The 20,397-nt window shown below is 33.1% G+C and carries 17 protein-coding genes; 10 read left to right on the top strand and 7 right to left on the bottom strand.

All coding sequences use genetic code 11. The annotated features are described in order from the left end of the window. Window positions 1–39: 39 nt before the first annotated feature. From ACXGQW_RS06500 to ACXGQW_RS06510, 3 genes are all read left to right on the top strand, one after another. Window positions 40–945 carry a TIGR01777 family oxidoreductase gene (locus tag ACXGQW_RS06500; protein ID WP_457821217.1) on the top strand — a complete coding sequence of 302 codons (906 nt, stop codon included), beginning with the start codon at window positions 40–42 and terminating at the stop codon, window positions 943–945. 371 nt (window positions 946–1,316) lie between these two features. Further along, on the top strand, window positions 1,317–1,949 hold the full coding sequence (locus ACXGQW_RS06505; RefSeq protein WP_457821218.1) for a nitroreductase family protein: 633 nt from the start codon (window positions 1,317–1,319) through the stop codon (window positions 1,947–1,949). A 34-nt stretch (window positions 1,950–1,983) separates the two neighbouring features. Further along, window positions 1,984–3,144 carry an iron-containing alcohol dehydrogenase gene (locus ACXGQW_RS06510; RefSeq protein ID WP_457821219.1) on the top strand — a complete coding sequence of 387 codons (1,161 nt, stop codon included), beginning with the start codon at window positions 1,984–1,986 and terminating at the stop codon, window positions 3,142–3,144. A 37-nt stretch (window positions 3,145–3,181) separates the two neighbouring features. Here the strand turns inward: ACXGQW_RS06510 and ACXGQW_RS06515 are convergent, their stop codons facing one another. The 3 genes from ACXGQW_RS06515 to ACXGQW_RS06525 all read right to left on the bottom strand — a co-directional run bounded on the left by ACXGQW_RS06515 (window position 3,182) and on the right by ACXGQW_RS06525 (window position 5,204). Next, complete coding sequence (locus ACXGQW_RS06515; RefSeq protein ID WP_457821221.1) at window positions 3,182–3,997, bottom strand: hypothetical protein; 816 nt, start codon at window positions 3,995–3,997, stop codon at window positions 3,182–3,184. Further along, window positions 3,975–4,505, bottom strand: a complete 531-nt coding sequence (locus ACXGQW_RS06520) for a CvpA family protein (protein WP_457821223.1) — start codon at window positions 4,503–4,505, stop codon at window positions 3,975–3,977. The genes ACXGQW_RS06515 and ACXGQW_RS06520 overlap by 23 nt, the downstream gene beginning before the upstream one ends. Window positions 4,506–4,757: 252 nt before the next feature. Beyond that, on the bottom strand, window positions 4,758–5,204 hold the full coding sequence (locus ACXGQW_RS06525) for a CvpA family protein (RefSeq protein WP_457821225.1): 447 nt from the start codon (window positions 5,202–5,204) through the stop codon (window positions 4,758–4,760). Window positions 5,205–5,247: 43 nt separating this feature from the next. On the opposite strand from ACXGQW_RS06525, the gene ACXGQW_RS06530 reads away from it, so the two are divergent. Further along, window positions 5,248–5,589: a hypothetical protein gene (locus tag ACXGQW_RS06530; protein ID WP_457821227.1), complete on the top strand. Its 342-nt coding sequence runs from the start codon at window positions 5,248–5,250 to the stop codon at window positions 5,587–5,589. 31 nt (window positions 5,590–5,620) lie between these two features. Continuing rightward, window positions 5,621–6,928 carry a TlpA family protein disulfide reductase gene (locus ACXGQW_RS06535; RefSeq protein WP_457821229.1) on the top strand — a complete coding sequence of 436 codons (1,308 nt, stop codon included), beginning with the start codon at window positions 5,621–5,623 and terminating at the stop codon, window positions 6,926–6,928. Window positions 6,929–6,963: 35 nt separating this feature from the next. Here ACXGQW_RS06535 and ACXGQW_RS06540 read toward each other — a convergent pair whose 3' ends face one another. Both ACXGQW_RS06540 and ACXGQW_RS06545 read right to left on the bottom strand, forming a co-directional pair. After that, entirely contained in the window at window positions 6,964–8,073 is a 1,110-nt protein-coding gene (locus tag ACXGQW_RS06540) for a TlpA family protein disulfide reductase (protein WP_457821231.1), read from the bottom strand. A gap of 27 nt (window positions 8,074–8,100) precedes the next feature. Further along, window positions 8,101–8,463, bottom strand: coding sequence for a YraN family protein (locus ACXGQW_RS06545; RefSeq protein WP_457821233.1), 363 nt, complete (start codon window positions 8,461–8,463; stop codon window positions 8,101–8,103). 475 nt (window positions 8,464–8,938) lie between these two features. Between ACXGQW_RS06545 and ACXGQW_RS06550 the strand changes: the two genes are divergently transcribed. Continuing rightward, on the top strand, window positions 8,939–9,094 hold the full coding sequence (locus tag ACXGQW_RS06550) for a hypothetical protein (RefSeq protein ID WP_457821235.1): 156 nt from the start codon (window positions 8,939–8,941) through the stop codon (window positions 9,092–9,094). 39 nt (window positions 9,095–9,133) lie between these two features. Here ACXGQW_RS06550 and ACXGQW_RS06555 read toward each other — a convergent pair whose 3' ends face one another. Continuing rightward, entirely contained in the window at window positions 9,134–10,111 is a 978-nt protein-coding gene (locus tag ACXGQW_RS06555; protein WP_457821237.1) for a S66 peptidase family protein, read from the bottom strand. A gap of 109 nt (window positions 10,112–10,220) precedes the next feature. Here ACXGQW_RS06555 and ACXGQW_RS06560 point away from each other — a divergent pair, with 109 nt between their 5' ends. Further along, the gene (locus tag ACXGQW_RS06560) at window positions 10,221–11,621 is read left to right on the top strand and encodes a hypothetical protein (protein ID WP_457821239.1); all 1,401 of its coding nucleotides are present in this window, start codon (window positions 10,221–10,223) and stop codon (window positions 11,619–11,621) included. Window positions 11,622–11,828: 207 nt separating this feature from the next. Here ACXGQW_RS06560 and ACXGQW_RS06565 read toward each other — a convergent pair whose 3' ends face one another. Further along, entirely contained in the window at window positions 11,829–12,680 is an 852-nt protein-coding gene (locus ACXGQW_RS06565; protein ID WP_457821240.1) for an alpha/beta fold hydrolase, read from the bottom strand. A 68-nt stretch (window positions 12,681–12,748) separates the two neighbouring features. Here ACXGQW_RS06565 and ACXGQW_RS06570 point away from each other — a divergent pair, with 68 nt between their 5' ends. The 3 genes from ACXGQW_RS06570 (at window position 12,749) to metG (ending at window position 20,381) form a co-directional block, all read left to right on the top strand. Continuing rightward, window positions 12,749–13,558, top strand: a complete 810-nt coding sequence (locus ACXGQW_RS06570) for a helix-turn-helix domain-containing protein (protein ID WP_457821242.1) — start codon at window positions 12,749–12,751, stop codon at window positions 13,556–13,558. Window positions 13,559–13,640: 82 nt separating this feature from the next. Continuing rightward, entirely contained in the window at window positions 13,641–17,507 is a 3,867-nt protein-coding gene (locus ACXGQW_RS06575) for a beta strand repeat-containing protein (RefSeq protein WP_457821244.1), read from the top strand. A 798-nt stretch (window positions 17,508–18,305) separates the two neighbouring features. Beyond that, on the top strand, window positions 18,306–20,381 hold the full coding sequence (gene metG, locus ACXGQW_RS06580; protein ID WP_457821246.1) for a methionine--tRNA ligase: 2,076 nt from the start codon (window positions 18,306–18,308) through the stop codon (window positions 20,379–20,381). The last annotated feature ends 16 nt before the right edge of the window (window positions 20,382–20,397 follow it).

The raw sequence follows: 20,397 nt of genomic DNA on the forward strand, positions 1-20,397 counted from the left end.
ATTGTTTGATATCTTAGGAGATTAAACAAAATAAATAGCATGAAAATAGTAATTACTGGGGGTACGGGTTTGATAGGAACGCACTTACAAGATAAGTTGATATCTAAGGGATATGAGATAACTATTTTTTCTAGAAATAAAAAATCATCTGATAAAAAAGGTTTGTCCTATGCTCAATGGGATATCGATAAAGGCTTAATAGACGTTAATGCAGTTTGTAGTGCAGACTATATTATTCATTTAGCAGGAGCTAATATTGCAGATAAAAGATGGTCTGACCAACAGAAAAAAATAATTATTGATAGTCGTGTACAAACGGCTAATTTGCTATTTAAAACGTTAAAAGAAAATAACCACTGTGTAAAAGGTTTTGTTTCCGCATCTGGAGCAGATTGTTACGGTTTAGAAACTACGGATAAAGTTTACAAAGAAACGGATGCTTACGGAGATGATTTTTTAGCTGAGGTTTGCAAGCACTGGGAAAAATCGGCTTTGCAATTCAATACCATCGGTATCCCCACCACCTGCTTGAGAACAGGAGTTGTTTTTGCCAAAGAAAAATCAGCCCTACAAAAAATTGTTACTCCTATTAAAATAGGAGTTGGTTCTCCTTTAGGTAGCGGTCAACAGATAATGTCCTATATTCATGTAGAAGATTTATGCGATATGTATATTCACATAATAGAAAATCAAATTTCTGGAATATACAATGCTGTTGCAGCAAACGATTCCAATGCTCAAGTCACAAAAAACATAGCCAAAATTTTAAACGCTCCGCTCTTTATGCCCAATGTTCCTAGTTTTATATTAAAGTTATTGTTTGGGGAAATGTCTTTAATTTTACTAGAAGGAAGTGCTGTGGACAATTCAAAAATTAAAGAAACCGGATTCAAATTCAGGCATCCAAATTCTTCAGCTATCCTAAACTACACTTTACACAAATAGTAATTTGGCTTGAAGTCAATTGTATTTTACAATACAATTTTTTCCGTTTTATCTAGGCCCAATGCTACCTTGGACTATTTGATAAGTATCAATACTGTCAAAATAAATATTCATTCCTTTTTATGTTACATTTAATCGTGTAAAATAAATTGGAAAAAAGATAACTCTTAGTAAAAGTTCTTACGAATTTGGTAACTGTCTGCGAGTGTTGTCCTGCTCTTAAAATAAAAAGAAAATCAATCATACGTAGGTTTCTTCTGTGTTATTGATTGACGTTTCCCAAAGGTGTAGAGTTCAACTGAGAGGGTTCATAAACTAACCAATGTTTTACCAAGCAGGATACAGTATAGCATAATTAAATAATTAGTAAAATGGAATTATTAGACAAATTAAATTGGAGATACGCTACAAAGGCAATGAACAAGCAAGTAGTACCTCAAGAAAAAATAGACAATATTATTGAAGCTGCAAGATTGGCTCCTACATCAAGCGGTTTGCAGCCTTTTGAAATAATAGTGGTTACCAATCAAGACATCAAAGAAAAAATAAAACCCATCGCTTGGAATCAATCGGTAGTAACGGACTGTTCCCATTTATTGGTTTTTGCAGCCTGGGATACGTACACCAAAGAGAGAATCAATAAAATGTTTGATTTAACCAACGAGGTGAGGGGTTTTAAAAACGAAGGATGGGAAAATTACCGCGAACAATTGTTAAATACTTATCCACAAAAAGAGGATGATGTGAATTTTAATCATGCAGCAAAACAAGCTTATATTGCTTTTGCCATGTCTATTGCAGCAGCTGCCTATGAAGGAGTAGATGCCACACCTATGGAAGGTTTTGACCCTGATGCTGTAGATGAAATATTAGATTTGAGGTCTAAGGGGCTTAGAAGTGCTGTATTATTACCTTTAGGTTACAGGGATGCGAAAAATGATTGGCTTGAATCTTTAAAAAAAGTTAGAAAATCAACAAAAGATTTGATAACTGAAGTTAAATAGTACTACTAATACAGAAATATTAAAAAATAGTAAAATGAATAATTTTGAACTTCAGAATCCCACAAAAATATTATTTGGAAAGAATCAAATAGAAAATACGGCAAAACAGATCCCTTCGGATGCTAAAGTACTACTGCTATATGGTGGAGGAAGCATTAAGAAAAATGGGATTTATGATAAAGTAAAAAAGTCTTTAGAAAAACATCAAGTAGTAGAATTTGGAGGTATTCCGCCCAATCCAGAATATAGTATTTTACTCAAAGCACTTAAAATAATAAAAGAACAAGAAATTACTTTTTTACTGGCTGTAGGTGGGGGGTCCGTAATTGATGGAACCAAGTTTTTATCCTCCGCAGCTTTATATGAAGGTGATACTCCTTGGGATATTTTAAAAGAAAGCAAAAGAACTTTCAAAGGAATGCCTTTCGGTACCATTTTAACGTTGCCTGCCACAGGTTCGGAAATGAATTCAGGTGCAGTAATTACCAATGATAAAACCAAAGAAAAATTAGGAATGGGGGGACCTGGACTGTTTCCTCAATTTTCAATTTTAGATCCTTCGGTGGTAGTTTCTATCCCTAAAAGGCAATTGGCAAACGGTATTACAGATGCTTTTACCCATGTTTTAGAACAATATTTAACCTATCCGACAGGAGCTTTGCTACAAGATAGATTTGCAGAGAGTATTTTACAAACATTGATAGAAGTAGCTCCCACTATTATAAAGGATACAAGCAATCACGAGGCAGCTTCCAATTTTATGTGGAGTTGTACAATGGCACTAAATGGTTTAATTCAAAAAGGAGTGCCAACGGATTGGGCTATCCATGCAATGGGTCACGAGCTAACCGCTTTATTTGGAATTGATCATGCGAGAACCTTAGCTATTATTGCTCGCAGTCATTATGAATACAATTTTGATTCGAAAAAGGAAAAATTGGCTCAGTATGGAGAAAGAGTCTGGAATATTTCTGAAGGAACCGTGGAGGAAAAAGCCAAACAAGCGATTACCAAAACGGAATCATTTTTTAATGATTTAGGAATCGATACCAAATTATCAGACTATACTAAAGATTATAAAGGCACTGCTGAGGAGGTTGCCAATAGGCTTAAGCAGAGAGGTTGGATTGCTTTGGGAGAACACAAAAAACTAACCCCACCCGATGTAGAAAAAATAATTTTAGATACTTATTAAAACAAATCCAAACATCCACCCAATTAAGGTGGATGTTTTAGTTTTTAAAAGTTTTTAATCCCTCTAACAAATCAGGATAAACGAATTGATAATTTAATTCCTCTATTAGTTTTTGGCTAGATATAATTTTAAAAGTATCTCGTTCTTCTATAAAAGTGGCGGGTGTTTTACCCATTATTAAAGTAGCTTGCTTATAATATTCAGCTTTAGTTGGATGTGTTGATGCAGCTGCGTTGTAAACAGTATTCCATTTTTGTTGATGAACAATTTGGTGGATAATACCAATACAATCTTCTAAGTGAATTAAGTTTACTGGAGCCGATGCATTTTGTACCTCTCTTCCTTCTTTAAAAAAGTTACCTGGATGACGATTTCCACCAATCAAACCTGCAAAACGAATAATAGTGGTTTTAAATTTTTGACTATTTAAAAACAAATTTTCAAAATCTATAAGCTCTTTTTTTGCAGGATTTACTGGAGTTTCAGAATCTTCGGTAACTACCGTATTTACATCACTATAGACCGAGGTAGAGCTTATAAAAATTACGTGGTGAATAGTAGATTTCTCTATTTGCTTTACCAGTTGCTTATAAGTGTTTAAAAAAGCTTTTTGTTTTCTAAAAGGCACATTCACTAACAAAATATCAGATTTTAAAAAATGGTCTAAATTTCCATCAATTTCATCGTCAATAGATAATACATAAGGTTGGATATTGGCCTCTAAAAGCGTTTCGCACTTAGTAATAGTAGTTGTGCTACCTTTTACAATAAAGTTATGACTAACCAAACGTTTCGCAAGTGGTAAACCGAGCCACCCACAACCTAGAATACTAAATGTTTTTTGTGTCATCATCTTCGTTCTCTTTAGTGTTACTGTCTATTCTATCTAGCAAAGTTGGAAAGATAGAAGGAGCTAAGTTTTTAACAGGAGTAAATAAAATAGATTGTTCTTTTTGTTCCTTGCTAATAAAAGGAATCATTCCATTGACTCTCTCTATCCATCCGAGCAATACGCTTAAAATGAGCCCAACTTTAACAACACCAAATAAGGCTCCCAAAATTTTGTTTAAAAATCCTAAAGCAATGAAAGAAGCTAATTTGGTTAACAACTTTCCTGCTAGTGAAATACAAATAACAATCACTAAAAAGGTAATAGCAAATGCTGCTAAGGAGATGTATTTAGGTTCCCAATTGATGTGTTCCGTTAACAAATCTTTGGCATAAAAAGAAAAGTGCATCGCTCCGTATATACCTGCAATTAGTGCTATTAAAGAAGCTACCTCGGCCAACAAACCTTTCATAATTCCTTTTACCAAACCGTATAGCAAAGCAATTCCCAGAATAATATCTATTATTTCCATAGAAAAAATTTGAATCCAAAGATAGTGTTTTACTTACTAAGCTTTTGAGTTTCCTTATAAGTAAAGCTAGTATTTTAACACTTTGTTTTTTCCTTTTTGTTTATGATCATATTCTTTGTCTTGAATCTCTTTTTCTTGCTGTTCTCGCTGATTTTTTTCCAAGTTTTTAAGATCCTCTAACTTGTTTAATAATTTGGGAAAGACTTTGTCTGTAACTTTTTTAGCGGGTTCGTAAAAGATAGAGGTCTCTTTTTATTGTTTGTTAAAAACAGGAAGCATAAAACTTACACTTTCCAACCAAGTAAAAGCAATCCCTAGCAGGAGTATTAATTTTGCAGAAGCCAAAAGACCTCCCAAATATTTAGAAGCTACCCCCAAATTAACCAAGCCCTCCATCTTATCAAAAATCTTGCTAATTAAAGCCATTCCTAGCACAACAATAATTAGCATTCCAAAAAAAGCAATTAAAGTGCTGTATTTATAATCCAATACAAATTGCTTATCTAACACAACTTTTAAATGATAAGAAAAGTGGATAGCTCCATATATCGAAAACACTAAAGACAGTAAATAAGAAATTTCATCGAAAAAACCTTTTTTAAACCCTCTGTAAAATCCTAAAATGAGAAGAGTACAGACAATTATATCAATTAGATAGTTCATCAAAACAATTTTTAAAATCAAATATATGTTTTTCATTTTTAGCGTATTTGACTTCTTATATTTGCTAAAAAAAACAAAAATGGTTAACGACGAACAGTTAAAACTGAGTTGGAACAAAATAGTTAAAGATTTGTCTAATCAATTTGCAGATGGAGATACTTTAGATGTAGATGCTATTTTGTATTTAATAGGAGTTCAGGAGTTAGGACAAGGATATAAAGTATTTAAAAAAGACGAAAAACTAAACTTAATGCATATCGCCATCTGCAGGTTATTGGAACCTTACGGCTATTATGAGTTTGATTTTTTTGACGATGATGGTTGGCCTCACTACAAGGCTTTAGAAACGTTACCAAGCTTAAAGCCTGGGGAACAAACACTGTTAATGAAAGAAGCGATTGTCCGTTATTTCGAAGATTAATTTTTGGAATGTTATTTGATTTAATCCGTTTATGAAATATTTAAGCATTTTACTTCTGGTTGTTAATTTTTCTTGGGCTCAATATCAAGTAAAAGGAGAATTCACAGATTCGATACCTACAATTAAAAATATCGCTTTGTACCAACTTGCACACGGGGATTCTAAATACGTAAAATATACAGAAGTAAAAGACAACTCCTTTTCATTTGTTATGGACAGTTTGAGTTCGGGATACTACAGAGCTCTGTATCAAAATATCAGTACAGGTTATGTCGATTTTATTTACGATAAAGAAGATGTAAGTTTTAGGTTAGACAGCAAAAAGGGGCAACTATCCGCTGAGTATTTGGTTTCTAGAGAAAATCAATTATTGCAAGCCTACAACTATAATATGGCCAACTTGCAGAATAAACTAGACTCCGTACAATTGACTTTTTTTAAAAAACCTTCTGCTGATGTGGCTAAGTATAAAGAAATTGCATCAAAAATTAAAGGAGCCCAAGCCTATTACGAAAATTTGGCTGAGCATGATTATTGTTTGAGTATTATAAAAGCTTCTAAAAGATATAATGCACCTATACCATTTACCCTGCCGGGAAACTACATCAATAGTATAAAAACGCACTTTTTTGATAATATAGATTTTAACGATAAAATTTTAATTAATTCTACTTTTTTGAGAAGTAGGGTAAACGACTATATTTTTTATCTACATCAAAATGATGATTCTGAAATTCAAAATGAGTTATTTATTAAAGCGGTTGATGAGGTTTTAACTCAAGCAAGTAGTAACACAGTTAAAGAAAGTTTGCTAGCTTTTTTAATCAAAAAATTTGTTAAAAAAGAGCTGATAGAAGTTGTGCAGCATACTACAACTCAATACAAGTTACTACCGTTAGACCTTCAAAACCCAGAAAAGATTAAAGAGTTTGAACGTAAGTCTAAAACTTTAATAGGGGCAAGAGCTCCAGATATCAAATTATCTAAATCAACTAGTCTGTACAGCTTAAAAGCCCATGAAAAATATCTAATTATTTTTTGGAGTAGTACCTGTTCCCATTGCAGATTAACCTTGCCAAAGGTGAATAAGTATTTAAGTACAAAAAAGGGGCTTAAAGTGATAGCTGTAGGAATAGAAAATAAAGAGGATGAGCAAAGTTGGTTAAACAACACAAAATTTTATCCAGATTGGGAACACACCATCTCCTTAGGAAAATGGGAAAGTACGGACGCTATCAATTATAATATAGATGGAACTCCCTCTTTCTTTTTGTTAAATACAGATAAAAAAATAATAGCAAAGCCCAAGGACTTAGAAGAAATAAAAAAAATCTTATAAAGAAAAGAGCTTCAGAAATTTCTGAAGCTCTTTTTTTATTCGTCTAATAGTTCATCAATTTTATTAGTCATGATTCCTTTGATACTTGTTTTGTAACCTACTTCAAAAAATTGAATTTTTCCCTGCTTGTCAATAATAATGTTGGTAGGGTAAGAGGTGATGCCAAATTTTGTTGCTAGCCATCTACCTTCGTCCACAACGTCGTAATCAATAGGATGAGTGGTTAAGAATTGTTCGATGGTTGATTTGTTATCCAAACCAATAGCGATGAATTTTACATTCTTATTTTTTTTATACTGATTTCTGAGCTCATTTAATTTTGGAATTTCCTTTTTGCAAGGCGGGCAAGTATGGAACCAAAAGTTTAATACAACTACGCTGTTACCCAACATTTTTTTACTAGATATTTTTTTATTATCAATGGTTCTAGCATAAAATTTAGGACTTTGTTTACCCATACTCTCTGCGACCAATTTTTTTTGACTAGCTCTTCTTTCATTGTATTCTTTTCTGTAGGTACTATATGGGGTTATTTGGTAATCCTCCAAACTAAACGTGGTTGCAGGTAAATCAAAGCTGTTAATTTTTTCTGCTTTCACATTGTAATAACCAAGTTTGTTATCGTAATCGGTGTATTCCATTAACAAACCATCAATTTTATAATTATGGACAAATCTTAATCCTAATTCTTTGGTACTGTAAATTTCTACAGGTTTGCCTTTTAATAGTGTTACGTATTTTTCACAATACATTCCCAAAATATTTTTTGCGTTGTTTTTTTGTAGCCTAGCCTCAAACTTGGGCTCTTTAAACTCATAAGAAAAACCAGTTTTGTTGCTCAAATAAAGTCTATAATATTTATTCTTGTCATAATCACATAGCTTAACACTAGATTTGTTGTATGGATATCTAATCACTTTTTCTATTAATTTCTGATCATTTAAAATGACTAATACTTCTTTAATATAATTGGGTAATTTTTTTTGTGCCTCCGTTAGCTCGTTCTCATAAGTAACCTTATAGCTAATAATAATATCCTTTTTTAAGTCTCTGTTAGTTTCGTAAATCCATTGCGAAAATATTTTTGGAGAGCAAAAAACAATACCAATGATGTAAATTAGATAGATTAATTTTTTTCTATTCATAAGATAATTTTTGGTTAAGTTAAACATTTAATCGAAACAATAAAACGCATTGAGGATGTGCTTTAATTCAGTTTTGTGGTTATTTTTTATGATGGAAATAACATCAAATCTAACTTCTATGTCTAGGTCTTTTTTAATTAAATAAGCTTGGGCAGCATTGGTTAGCAGCTTAATTTTTTTGGAATTGATGGCTTCTTCGGGATTGCTAAAGTAATTATTGCTCCTGGTTTTAACCTCTACAATAATAAGCGTGTTATTGATGAGGGCTATAATGTCAACTTCGGCTTTAAGGTATCTCCAATTGGTTTCTAAAATTTGATATTTGTTGCTGATTAAGAATTTTGCGGCAAGATGTTCTCCTTTATTGCCTAAGTCGTTATGTATAGCCATTTTATTTTCTAAAATAATATTTTTAAAATAGAAAGTTAAATATTTGTTTATCAGACTACAAATAACAATATTTGCTTTACAAATGAGAAATAATACTTTACATACAGCAAAATTTGGATCTGTCGAGGTTCTTTCGTTTAAAGTGATGACGTTTAAATGTTACACTTTAGGGATGTTGTTATGTATCTTTATTTGATAAAAAAATCAGAATATAATATATACTAAAAGCATCCTAACGGGATGCTTTTTTTGTTTTAAAACGTTTAAATTTTTTACTATGAATAAATCATTACACACTTCAAATTTATTTTCAAAACAGTTTGTTTCAGTTTCAACTGCAAGCCACAAAACCTATGTCATGTTTTTACATTCATGCCTTTATAAACTAGATTACCCGTAACATACAATTACCTATCTCAATAATTTATAAAGGCACTTTTAAAGTGTCTTTTTTATTGTGAAAAATTTAACTGAAATGAAAAATTATAGCCAAAAAATCAATCAATATATAGAAAGAAAATTACTGAATTATATAGATAAATTAACAAGGAGTTTTTATCCTAAAGAAATCAATATAGAATCGGAATACAGAGATGCAGAAGATGACGAAGACCCTATTTTGTTTTTATAATATAAAAGTAACTTCTGTAGTTGACAAAAATTACGGAAGTTACTCTACAAACTGAACGGTGGCATTATTTTCCGTAATGTTTAATTCAATCTCCGATCCAAAAATTAAGGGAAGGTTTTTGTCTTCGTGACCAGCAGGAAAATCGAAGAGGATAGGAATGTTGTATTTGTCTACAATTGCTAAAACAATCTCTTCAATAGTTTGTCCAAATAATGGGTTGTTTTGTTTGATGCTTGTAAAATCGCCTAAAATTAAGCCAGAACAATCTTTAAAATATCCTTTTCTATCCAAGCCTCTTAACAATCTATCAATATGATATTTATACTCTCCAACTTCTTCAATAAAGAGAATCTTATTTTTTGTAGAAATACAGCCATCTGTACCCGTCATATTTTCTAAAATGGTAAGGTTTCCACCAATGATTCTTCCCCTGCAATTTCCTTTTTTGTTGTAAGAATTAAAAGGAACGTGATATTGATTTAAGTTTCCTTGCAAAGTATTGTTCAACGCATCCATACTCTCTTGTATATTTTCCCAATGTTCTTTAAAATTAATAGGCATAGCCCCGTGGATACTTTTAAAACCTAGGTTGTGTAGTTTGTCATGAAAGACGGTAAAATCAGAATAACCAATCATCCATTTCGGGTGTTTTACCAATCCAGTAAAATTTAAACTATCGATAATTCTCACAGAACCATATCCACCACGTGCACACCAAACAGCCTTAGCAGATTTGTGGTTAATAGCCCATTGCATATCCTTGAGCCTTTCAGAGTCAGAACCTGCAAAATGATGGTATTCTTTAAAAACGTGATCTCCGATAATTACTTGATAACCAAAGCTTTCAAAAGTTTCTTTTGCCTTTGCAATAGCTTTGGGCTGTTTCACAATCCCTGCGGGAGCTACAATTAAAATTGTATCTCCTTGTTTTAAAAATTCGGGTTGTGTAAAAGTAATGTTTTGACTGTTCATAGAAGTAATTACCAATAAAAAGATAAGCCTTAAAAAGGTTTTCATGAGCTGTATTTGAAGCTCCAAATTAAGCAATTTTACAATTTTTTAAACTAAGGTGTTTATAAAGTTTTTATATTTATTGTTGGATAAATTCCAAAAAAATTATGATGCTATGAAAAAGACAACACTTATTTTAAATATGTTGCTACTGTGCAACTTATTTAGTTACGCACAGTGGGTTCAGATAGGAACAGACCTTGATGGAGAATTTGAAAGAGATTTATCAGGGAAATCTGTGAGTTTGAGCGCTGACGGCAAAGTGGTCGCGATTGGAGCACCCAATAACGATGGGAATGGTAGTGACTCTGGCCACGTGCGTGTATATCAAAATAATGAGGGGACTTGGACTCAAATAGGAGCAGATATTGATGGAGAAGCTGCTGGAAATCTATCGGGAACCTCGTTAAGTTTAAGTGGTAATGGAAGAATTGTGGCTATTGGTGCCCCTGCTGGAGAAAATTATAAGGGTCAAGTACGTGTATATCAAAATAATGAGGGGACTTGGACTCAAGTAGGAGCGGATATTGAAGGAGTCTCCGATTTTAACCCGTTGGGGGCTTCTGTAAGCTTAAATTTTGATGGAACTATAGTAGCTATTGGAGCTCCTACTGATAGTGCTTTTGGGCTTCCATCGGGATACGTACAAGTGTACCAGTATAACAACGGAACTTGGACTCAGATAGGTACGAATCTAGAAGAACAGGAAAGTAACGCCTTTACAGGGAAATTTGTAAGTTTGAATTCCGATGGTTCTATGCTAGCTATAGGAACTACTACGTTCTCGGGTATTGATTATTTATCAGGATACGTCAGTGTTTATCAGAATATTGACGGAAGCTGGGTTTCTAAAGGAAGTATTGATGGGGAGGTTACTTCCCTAAGTTTTAGTGCTGATGGTACAACAATAGCGGTAGGGGCTGCAGGAGGACATCCGTCTGGGAGTCCTGAAGGACATACTCGAGTGTATCAAAGTGTAAACGGAAAATGGACTCAAATAGGAGATGATATTAAAGGGGACTCATTTTATGATTTTTCAGGAAGTTCAGTAGGTTTGAATGCTAATGGTACGATATTGGCCGTTGGAGCTAAAGGACACGGTGTTAACGGATCTACATCAGGTAACGTTCGCATGTACAAGAACGTAAATAGTACATGGACTCAAGTAGGAGCAGACATTGATGGAGAAGCTAGTGGTGACAATTCAGGGGGTGCTGTAAGTGTTAGCGCGGACGGAACGGTAGTAGCTATTGGTGCTACTGGAAATAGAATTAGTTCAGGACACGTGCGTGTGTATAAAAATGCTACGATACTTTCTAGTTCTCGTAACGTTATACAAGGCTTAAGATATAGTGTGCGCAACGGAAGTTTGAGAACTAACCAAACAGATGTAGCTATACAAGTGAAAGATGCTTTAGGTAGAACATTACCCAATAAAGATTTACAGGGAATTTATATTGTAAACTTTACGAATAGTAAAGGAAAAATTCAAAGAAGTAAATTACTGATAAAATAACAGTTATTATTTTCCTAAAGTTCTTTAAATCCTTCTAGCAGTTTTTGTTAGGAAATTTTTATGCGTGTTACAGTGTTAAATTGCTGGTAATCAATTTTTTGAACAACTACAAGCTGTATTTAAAGTTCTAAATTAAGCAATTTTACAACCTAATAACTAGGTGCTTGGAAAGATTTGTATTAAATCATTTATGTAAATAGATGAAAATTAAACAACTTCAGTACGCAATACCTGCTCTATTTGAGTTTTGCTTAAAAGGTGTTTCCCTTTACAAATTTGTTTAAAAAAAGTAAATTTTGGCAAGAATTTACATTTGTTCTTCAATTTTTTTGATGGGAATATAAAATCGCTTGACCCTGAAAAAACAAAGGCTTCAGCATTTATTTTTTGTAATGTTTTATTTTTAAAAATAGGGGTCATGCTAGTGTCAGACTGATAGTTTAAAAAAATCATTTCGTAATACAAAGAGTTGTGGTTTTCTATTCCCAAACTAGCTGAAAAGTTGTCGTAAAATTGTTTGTTTTTAGAAATTTTATAGCAAAGCATTGGCCATAAAAAATGTTTAAAAATTTTAAAAAAACTCCCGTTTATCAATCCAGCAGGTGCAAATAAAAAGAGCTGGTCAATTCTTTTTGAGTCAGCCACAAGAGCTGTTTTTAGAGCTATATATCCCCCAAAAGAATACCCCAGTATAGAGAAATTTTTTAAGTTTAAGTAGTCGGCAATTTCTATAATCCACAAACCAAAATCGTTATTTTTTTTAGATAACCGAACCTCATCACTTTTATTAGGCTGACCTAACACATCCACAATAATCAATTTGTAATTGGACTGTAAAAATTCAAATTGTTCTAGCATATATGGAGCGCAGGAATTTAAACCATGGATTAGCACCATAGGCGGTTTAATACTTTCATGATCCATTAAAACATGCGTAACTCCGTAGCTAGTATTTATGTATATAGACTGGTATTTTCCATTAAGTTCACTTAGTTTTTCATCATAAAGTCTTAAAATTTGTTCTTTTGCTTTGTTCGATTTAAAATAACTTTTTTCCATATAACGATATATGTCTTAAATTTACAGAGTTTTATAAAACTCCTAGGTTAATTTAGCTTTTTTTTATTATGATGGAATTTATCAACAACAAAAATTTTAAACATACTTTTTATAAAGATGCGACAAGAATTAACTATACGGAAAATATGTTACCTAATTTAATTAATGATTATGGTTATTCTTATTTAATGCTTCGGTACGGACGAATTGATGCCTGCAATTTTAAAAATAAAACCGTAACCGTTCCCAAGGTTTTTGTAAAAGGAACTGGAGATTATTTTACCGTTACTGCTTTTAAAGATAGCTCTTGGTTGTCTTTTGAGTTGCCCAACCACATACTACATAATATTACCAAAATACACGCAGTAAAAAATAGAAATAAACTGATTTCACTTTGCAATTACGTAGAAGAAGATATAGTAAAAGCGCTGTATAACGAATTGGCAGACATCCATCATATTGAAGAGATGACCAAGGTTGTAGATTACTATTTAGGTAGTTACTACCAACAGTGGTCAGAAATTTTACCATCAACAGAAATTGTAAATTACATTGTGAAAAAAAAAGGCAAACTAACGGTGGATTCATTACGAGAAAAATTCCCTTATTCTCAAAAAACCATTGAGAGAATGTTTAGTAAAGAAGTGGGTGCCTCCCCATATCGTTTTATTTGCCTAGTTCGCTTTAATTATGTGATTCGAGAATTACAAAAATCTAATCATTTGCCAGTGCAAGAGTTAATTTATGATTATAATTATTTTGACCATTCTCATTTTGAAAAAGACTTTAAAAAGTTTTTAGGGCAAAGTATCAAAGCTTATAAAAACATATATAACCCATTATTAACTAATGGTTTAGATAGGATTTATAAAAGATAAAATTTACCAAACAATGTCTTAAATTTACAAGTTTCAATTTTTTGTGATTGATAATTTTGTTTTATAAATAAAATAATTAATCATGAAAAAAATACTACTTTTTTTAACCCTCATAGTATTGGGGACAATAAATGGCTATTCGCAAAATTGTGCGATTACCATTTTAAGAACTGATGACAGGCTTGATTTAAAGGCTTTTAATATCAAAGAAATAGGTCAAAGTTTTAAAGCTTGCGAAACAGGGTTTATTAACACTATTTTAGTCCAATCTAGTTCTAGTCCAACCTCAATCAACGGTAATATTGTATTGCGTGAAGGAAATGGAAAATTTGGTAGACAAATATCAACCACTAAAACGTGGAACACTTTTGGCCAATTTTATAATTTTAAACCAAACAAATCAGATGGTTTTTTTGTAAGAAAAGATAGAATCTACACTTTTATTATGACTAGTAACAGTAATTTTGATACTACTGTTGGTTTTCAGAAAGATGCTTATGCAGACGGAAGCTCTATAAATATTGGTACAGATTTAAATTTTCAAGTAGCTATCACTAAGGATGAGTCTGTATTTTTTGTAAACCAAGCCCCAACATTTGAGTTTGATGCAGGCACAGAATTTAACATATTAGAAAATAGTGGTAATAGAAGTATCCCAAATTTTATTGACCAAATTAGCGATGGTGATGATAGTGTAACTCAAAACTTAACATTTACTACTAGTAATAATAATGAATCGTTATTTGAGGTGCAACCTACAATTAGTAGTTCTGGAACTTTAAATTTTACATCCGCAGAAAACAGAACAGGTAGTGCAACAATAAATGTAACACTAACGGATGATGGAGGTACAGCAAATAATGGTACCAATAGTATTACCAAAGCATTTACCTTAAATATTTTTCCTGCAACAAAAATCACAAGTATTTCAGAAGATACGGGAGATAGTAACACAGATTTTATTACAAATGATAATACGTTAACTGTTAATGGAACCGCAATTCCAAATAGCACCATTGCTTTTAATGTAAACGGAACTGAAGTTCCTAGCGTATTGGCAAGTGCAACAACTAATAGTTCAGGAGAATTTTCTTACACAATTCCTCAAATACTACCCGACGGTATGGCTAATTTAATTGCAATTGCCGAAACAGACAATTTAACTACTAGTTCTATAGCACAAGTTATTACCATAGATACTACACTTCCACAAGGTTTTGTAACGACCATCAACGAAACTTTTGAGAGTGTAGATATAATTAAAATTAGGGTAAATTTTAACGAAGATGTTACTTTTGGAAACGATCTAGAAAGTCTATTCAACTTAACCAATGCTACATTTGTAAACTTTGAAGAAGGCTTTAGTCTAGATATTGAAGGGCCAGGTGTTGACTTGCCGGATCTTAACAACAATGAGGATAATGATGAGTTTGACGAATCTAATGACAACGGATTTGAAAGCGTAGGAGAATTTACTCCAAAAGTCAATAAAATTTCAAGTACTAATAATACTACGGAGTACACGTTAACCATCCGTCCGACTTCTCTATTTCAAAATATAAGTATAGCTCTTAACAGTGGTGTTATTACTGATAAAGCAGGAAACACTAATACTGCAACAGAAGCAGTTACTATAACTTCGGACGTTGTAAATAATGCTCCATCTTTCGATTTTAGAACAGAAGGAAAAGATTTGGCTTTTAACGAAAATACAGGAGCAAGAACTATTGAAAATTACTTAATTAATATAGATGACGGAGATGCAAACGAAATACAAACGGTAACGTTTAACTTAACAAATAATAATAATAATCTGTTTTCTGTACAGCCTACCATTTCTAATATAGGAACCCTAACTTTTGAACCTGCTCAAAACACTTTTGGAGAGGCTACCGTAACTATATCAGCTTTGGATGATGGTCCTTCTACGGGTAACAGTGCAAACGCTTCAATATCTCAAACCTTTACGATTACGATTAACCCGGTAAACAATGTACAACCTGTAATTACTAATATTACAGATGATAGCGGAGAAAGTAGCACAGATTTTATTACAAAAAATACGAGCTTTACAATTAACGGAACTGCAAAGCCTACAAGTATTGTTGGTCTAAGACTTAATAATACAAACGGTTCGTCGTTTCCAATACCAGGGTTTTCGGCAATAACAGATAACGATGGTAATTGGTCTATTACTACTCCTAATAACATTGCTGTTTTTCTAGAAGGAGAAACGCTTATAAGTGCGGAGTCTGTTATAAATGGCACACAGCGTAACGAATCTGATGTTATTACTTTAAACATAGACACTATTACTCCAACTTTAGTAAGCATTACAAGATTGCAGGACGAGACTACCAATGCTACTTTTGTAAATTGGCAACTTGTTTTTAGTGAGCCTGTATTTAATAGCACAGAGTCTTCTGTAGATTTTGGTGTTAGCGGAGTTTTAAACGAAGCATTATCAAGTTCTAGAGTAACAGGAAGAGGAACCAACACCTTAATTATAGGAAGCCCAAATGTAGAAGATAAGGATGGAATATTAAATTTAGTGGTGAATAGTAGCCAACAGATAAAAGATATTGCCGGAAATGTACTAACAAACTTAACTCCTTCTGGGGCTAATCAAACAAGTTATACATTAGATTATACGAGTCCTAGAGTTACTTATCAATCTACAGTAAGTAGTACTACCAATGCATCTGTCATCCCGGTATCGGTTACAATATCAGAAGCAATTCAACAAACTTTAACTGTTGATGACCTTCAGCCAAATTCTAACTACACAATTTCTAATTTCGTAATGGTCTCTAATACTTCTTATACCTTTGACGTGACTCCCAATGTGGATGATGAGAGTATTAGTGTTGCATTTGATGGATCAAACATTATTGATTTGGCAGGTAACAGAGTTATACCAAGCCGCTTTAGCGTTTTTATTTCTGCCATTAACAATGTAAAGCCAATGATTACAAGTATATCTCAAGACACAGGTAGTAATGATGGGGACTACATTACCACAGACACAAGTCTTACGATCAGAGGTGTAGCAAAGCCAAATAGTGCTATATCTTTAAGCATTAATGATGTTGCAATTTCAGAGTCAATTTTGTCTGCAACAGCAAACAGATCGGGTAACTGGTTGATAACTTTGCCAGAAACAACAGCTAATGAACAAAACACTCTTATTGTTCATTCATTTCTTAACGGAATTAGTTTGAGTTCTGACCCACAAACAATCACAATCGATAATACTGCACCAACGTTTACAGTAGTATCTAGCCCGCTCAACTATACAGTAGCTACGGATATAGAAATCGAATTGTCTTTTTCGGAAGTATCAAACATAAGCAGATTTACGGACGCTAGCCAATTTATCATCACCAATGCTACTTTTGTAAGTTTTGCTGAAATCAATACAGATCCTATCATTCCAATAGGTGATCCAATTGATGGCAGGGATGATGATGATGATGATGATGATGAAGGTGGTCCTATTAGAGGAGGTGATTCTTTTAACTTTGAATCAAAAATTAAACAAGAATCAATCATCAATAATTCTTCCAAAAAGTTTAAGCTGGTGGTGTCACCCGTTGGAACTGGAGTAGTAACTATTGGTGTTAAAGCCAATACTTTTAGAGATTTAGCAGGTAACAATAATTTAGAAATGATTAGTCTTTTAACCATTGCTCCTGAAAGCACTCTGAGTAATCATATAGTTAAATCAGATGACGATGTAGCATTTGGAAACATCAATAACTCCCTTGTCATTACTTCAAAAAATTCTATTTCAAACGTTTTAATATTTGATGTGAGAGGAAATTTAATTACAGAACACAAAGATTTAAATCAGCTAGAATTTAAAGTTGACCTAAAATTAAATACAGTCTACATAGCTGTAGTTAAAACAACTATAGGTTTAAGTCAACACAAATTTGTTTTAAAATAATCATTAGTAAATTACAATTATCTAACACCTTTCTATTTTTTAGAAAGGTGTTTTTTTTTAGTAAATAACTTTTTTAAAGGAGACTGACTGTTTAAGGATAAAACCTAAGTCAAGTTTAATTTTGCTTTTAGTTGACTATAAGTTAAAATCAATTTTATAAAAAATAGCAAACCTGAGCCATTGGTTTTTTGTTGGTACTTTTTGAACGAAAGTGTTCATAGAGTTTTTATCGCTATTTTTTTACAATGGTAAATCGCTCTTCCAGTTTTTTATAAAAATAGTTGGCATTGTAAACTCCTACTAAATTTTCGTCATGCAAACAAATAGCTTTTTTCTATAGCAGTTTTTAAATCACCAGTTTCTTTGCGAATGATGATTTTAAAACTTTCGTTTTTTAGGAGTAAATCTTAGTGGGTTATTAATAACGTTGTTCACGGCTTTGAAAAGAAATTTTCATCACACTGTGTACTACTGGTAGGGTAATTATCTCAACGATTGGCAGTTTTTTTATCTCAAATCATCAGATTTTTGGAATAAAAGAATCAGTTTCGATGTAAAATAGCATTAAGGATGGAAGTGGCATCCTTTTGCGGTCAGTTTGAGTGAATTTATAAAGTGCAACGGAATAAATTTGTATCGAAAACCGCCAAAAGATATAACGTACAGCCTGACCTGCAATGTAATGAAAGGGAATGCCCATATAAAAATAGATATGAGTCACTACACTAATCTTTAATTGGGCAATGATGAGATTTTCGTTACATAATTGTATTTTTGCCGTCTAAATTGATGTTACTGATGAACAATCCTAAAAGATATACGATTACTACGGCTTTGCCATATACTAACGGACCTATCCATATTGGTCACTTAGCAGGGGTTTATGTGCCTGCGGATATTTATGTGCGTTACTTGCGTAACAAAGGTAAAGATGTAGCCTTTGTAGGAGGTTCTGATGAGCATGGAGTACCTATTACGATTAAAGCAAAAAAAGAAGGGGTGACTCCGCAAGACGTGGTAGATAAGTATCACGGAATTATAAAAAAATCTTTTGAGGAGTTTGGTATTTCTTATGACAATTACTCCAGAACATCTGCTCCTATACATCACAAAACAGCTTCTGGATTTTTTACCAAATTGTACGAAAGTGGTGAGTTTATAGAAAAAGTAGAATCTCAGTTATACGATGCAGAGGCCAATCAGTTTTTGGCAGATAGATTTGTGGTAGGAACGTGTCCTAAATGTGGAGCTGAGGATTCTTACGGAGACCAGTGTGAAAAATGTGGTACGTCACATAATGCCACAGATTTAATCAATCCAAAATCTGCCATTACAGGAAACGTACCTACGGTTAAGGAAACCAAACATTGGTTTTTACCTTTAGACAAGCATGAGGCATTTTTAAAAGAATGGATCTTAGAGGGGCACAAAGATGATTGGAAACCTAACGTTTACGGACAAGTAAAATCTTGGGTAGATGATGGTTTAAGACCAAGAGCGGTAACTCGTGATTTGGATTGGGGAATTCCAGTACCAGTGGAAGGGGCAGATGGAAAAGTTTTATATGTATGGTTTGATGCTCCTATTGGTTACATTTCTTCTACCAAGGAATGGGCTGCCCAAAACGGAAAAGATTGGGAACCTTATTGGAAAGATAAAGACACCAAGTTGGTGCATTTTATTGGGAAAGACAATATTGTATTTCACTGTATTATTTTCCCTGCGATGTTAAAAGCGCATGGAGACTATATTATGCCAGATAATGTTCCTGCCAATGAGTTTTTAAATTTAGAAGGAAACAAATTATCTACATCTAAAAACTGGGCAGTTTGGTTACATGAGTATTTGGAAGATTTCCCAGGTAAGCAAGATGTGTTGCGTTACGCTTTAACGGCCAATGCACCAGAAACCAAGGATAACGATTTTACTTGGAAAGATTTTCAAGCACGTAATAATAATGAGTTGGTGGCTATTTTCGGAAACTTTATCAACCGTGTGGTGGTTTTAACCAATAAATACTACAATGGGCAAGTACCACTTGCAGGGAATTTATCGGAATTGGATGAGGATGTGTTAGCTCAAGTAAAAGAATTCCCTAATACGATTTCTAAGTCTATGGAGCGTTATCGCTTTAGAGAAGCTTTGTCGGAACTAATGAATTTAGCGCGTTTAGGTAATAAGTACTTGGCAGATGAAGAACCTTGGAAATTGATAAAAACAGATGAAGCACGTACTCAAACCATTATGTATGTGGCATTACAAATTTCAGCCGCATTATCCGTACTTTCCGAACCGTTTTTACCGTTTAGTTCCGAAAAACTAAAGGGAATTTTAAAGTTAGGGGCTTCGAGCGGAGTCGAAAAGGAGTTGTCTTGGAGTGATATAGAACTTAAGGACGAATTAATGCCTGCGGGTCACATAATTGGTAAATCTGAATTGTTATTTGCCAAGATTGAAGATAAAGATATTCAAGTTCAGTTAGATAAGTTAGAAGCTACAAAGTTAGCCAACGCTGCCGAAGCCAAAGTCGTAGAACCGCAAAAAGACACTATTACTTTCGAAGATTTTACCAAGCTAGATATTAGAACGGGAACCATTATTGAGGCTGAAAAAATGCCAAAAGCAAAAAAGCTATTGGTTTTAAAAGTGGATACTGGAATTGATGTAAGAACTATTGTTTCTGGTATCGCCGAAAGTTACAAGCCAGAGGATATTGTAGGTCAAAAAGTATCTGTTTTGGTAAACTTAGCTCCTCGTAAATTGCGTGGTGTAGAAAGTGAAGGGATGATTTTAATGACAGACACCAAAGACGGAAAATTATCTTTTATAGCTCCATCAGAAGACAATATAGCCAACGGAGAATTTGTTAGTTAGTTTTTAACGAATCTCA

This window comes from Wenyingzhuangia sp. IMCC45533, assembly GCF_054111225.1.

Bases quoted from the DNA above. Each gene is read 5' to 3' on its own strand.
- ACXGQW_RS06500 (WP_457821217.1), top strand. From the start codon at position 40: ATGAAAATAGTAATTACTGGGGGTACGGGTTTGATAGGAACGCACTTA.
- ACXGQW_RS06505 (WP_457821218.1), top strand. From the start codon at position 1,317: ATGGAATTATTAGACAAATTAAATTGGAGATACGCTACAAAGGCAATG.
- ACXGQW_RS06510 (WP_457821219.1), top strand. From the start codon at position 1,984: ATGAATAATTTTGAACTTCAGAATCCCACAAAAATATTATTTGGAAAG.
- ACXGQW_RS06515 (WP_457821221.1), bottom strand. From the start codon at position 3,997: ATGATGACACAAAAAACATTTAGTATTCTAGGTTGTGGGTGGCTCGGT.
- ACXGQW_RS06520 (WP_457821223.1), bottom strand. From the start codon at position 4,505: ATGGAAATAATAGATATTATTCTGGGAATTGCTTTGCTATACGGTTTG.
- ACXGQW_RS06525 (WP_457821225.1), bottom strand. From the start codon at position 5,204: ATGAAAAACATATATTTGATTTTAAAAATTGTTTTGATGAACTATCTA.
- ACXGQW_RS06530 (WP_457821227.1), top strand. From the start codon at position 5,248: ATGGTTAACGACGAACAGTTAAAACTGAGTTGGAACAAAATAGTTAAA.
- ACXGQW_RS06535 (WP_457821229.1), top strand. From the start codon at position 5,621: ATGAAATATTTAAGCATTTTACTTCTGGTTGTTAATTTTTCTTGGGCT.
- ACXGQW_RS06540 (WP_457821231.1), bottom strand. From the start codon at position 8,073: ATGAATAGAAAAAAATTAATCTATCTAATTTACATCATTGGTATTGTT.
- ACXGQW_RS06545 (WP_457821233.1), bottom strand. From the start codon at position 8,463: ATGGCTATACATAACGACTTAGGCAATAAAGGAGAACATCTTGCCGCA.
- ACXGQW_RS06550 (WP_457821235.1), top strand. From the start codon at position 8,939: ATGAAAAATTATAGCCAAAAAATCAATCAATATATAGAAAGAAAATTA.
- ACXGQW_RS06555 (WP_457821237.1), bottom strand. From the start codon at position 10,111: ATGAAAACCTTTTTAAGGCTTATCTTTTTATTGGTAATTACTTCTATG.
- ACXGQW_RS06560 (WP_457821239.1), top strand. From the start codon at position 10,221: ATGAAAAAGACAACACTTATTTTAAATATGTTGCTACTGTGCAACTTA.
- ACXGQW_RS06565 (WP_457821240.1), bottom strand. From the start codon at position 12,680: ATGGAAAAAAGTTATTTTAAATCGAACAAAGCAAAAGAACAAATTTTA.
- ACXGQW_RS06570 (WP_457821242.1), top strand. From the start codon at position 12,749: ATGATGGAATTTATCAACAACAAAAATTTTAAACATACTTTTTATAAA.
- ACXGQW_RS06575 (WP_457821244.1), top strand. From the start codon at position 13,641: ATGAAAAAAATACTACTTTTTTTAACCCTCATAGTATTGGGGACAATA.
- metG (WP_457821246.1), top strand. From the start codon at position 18,306: ATGAACAATCCTAAAAGATATACGATTACTACGGCTTTGCCATATACT.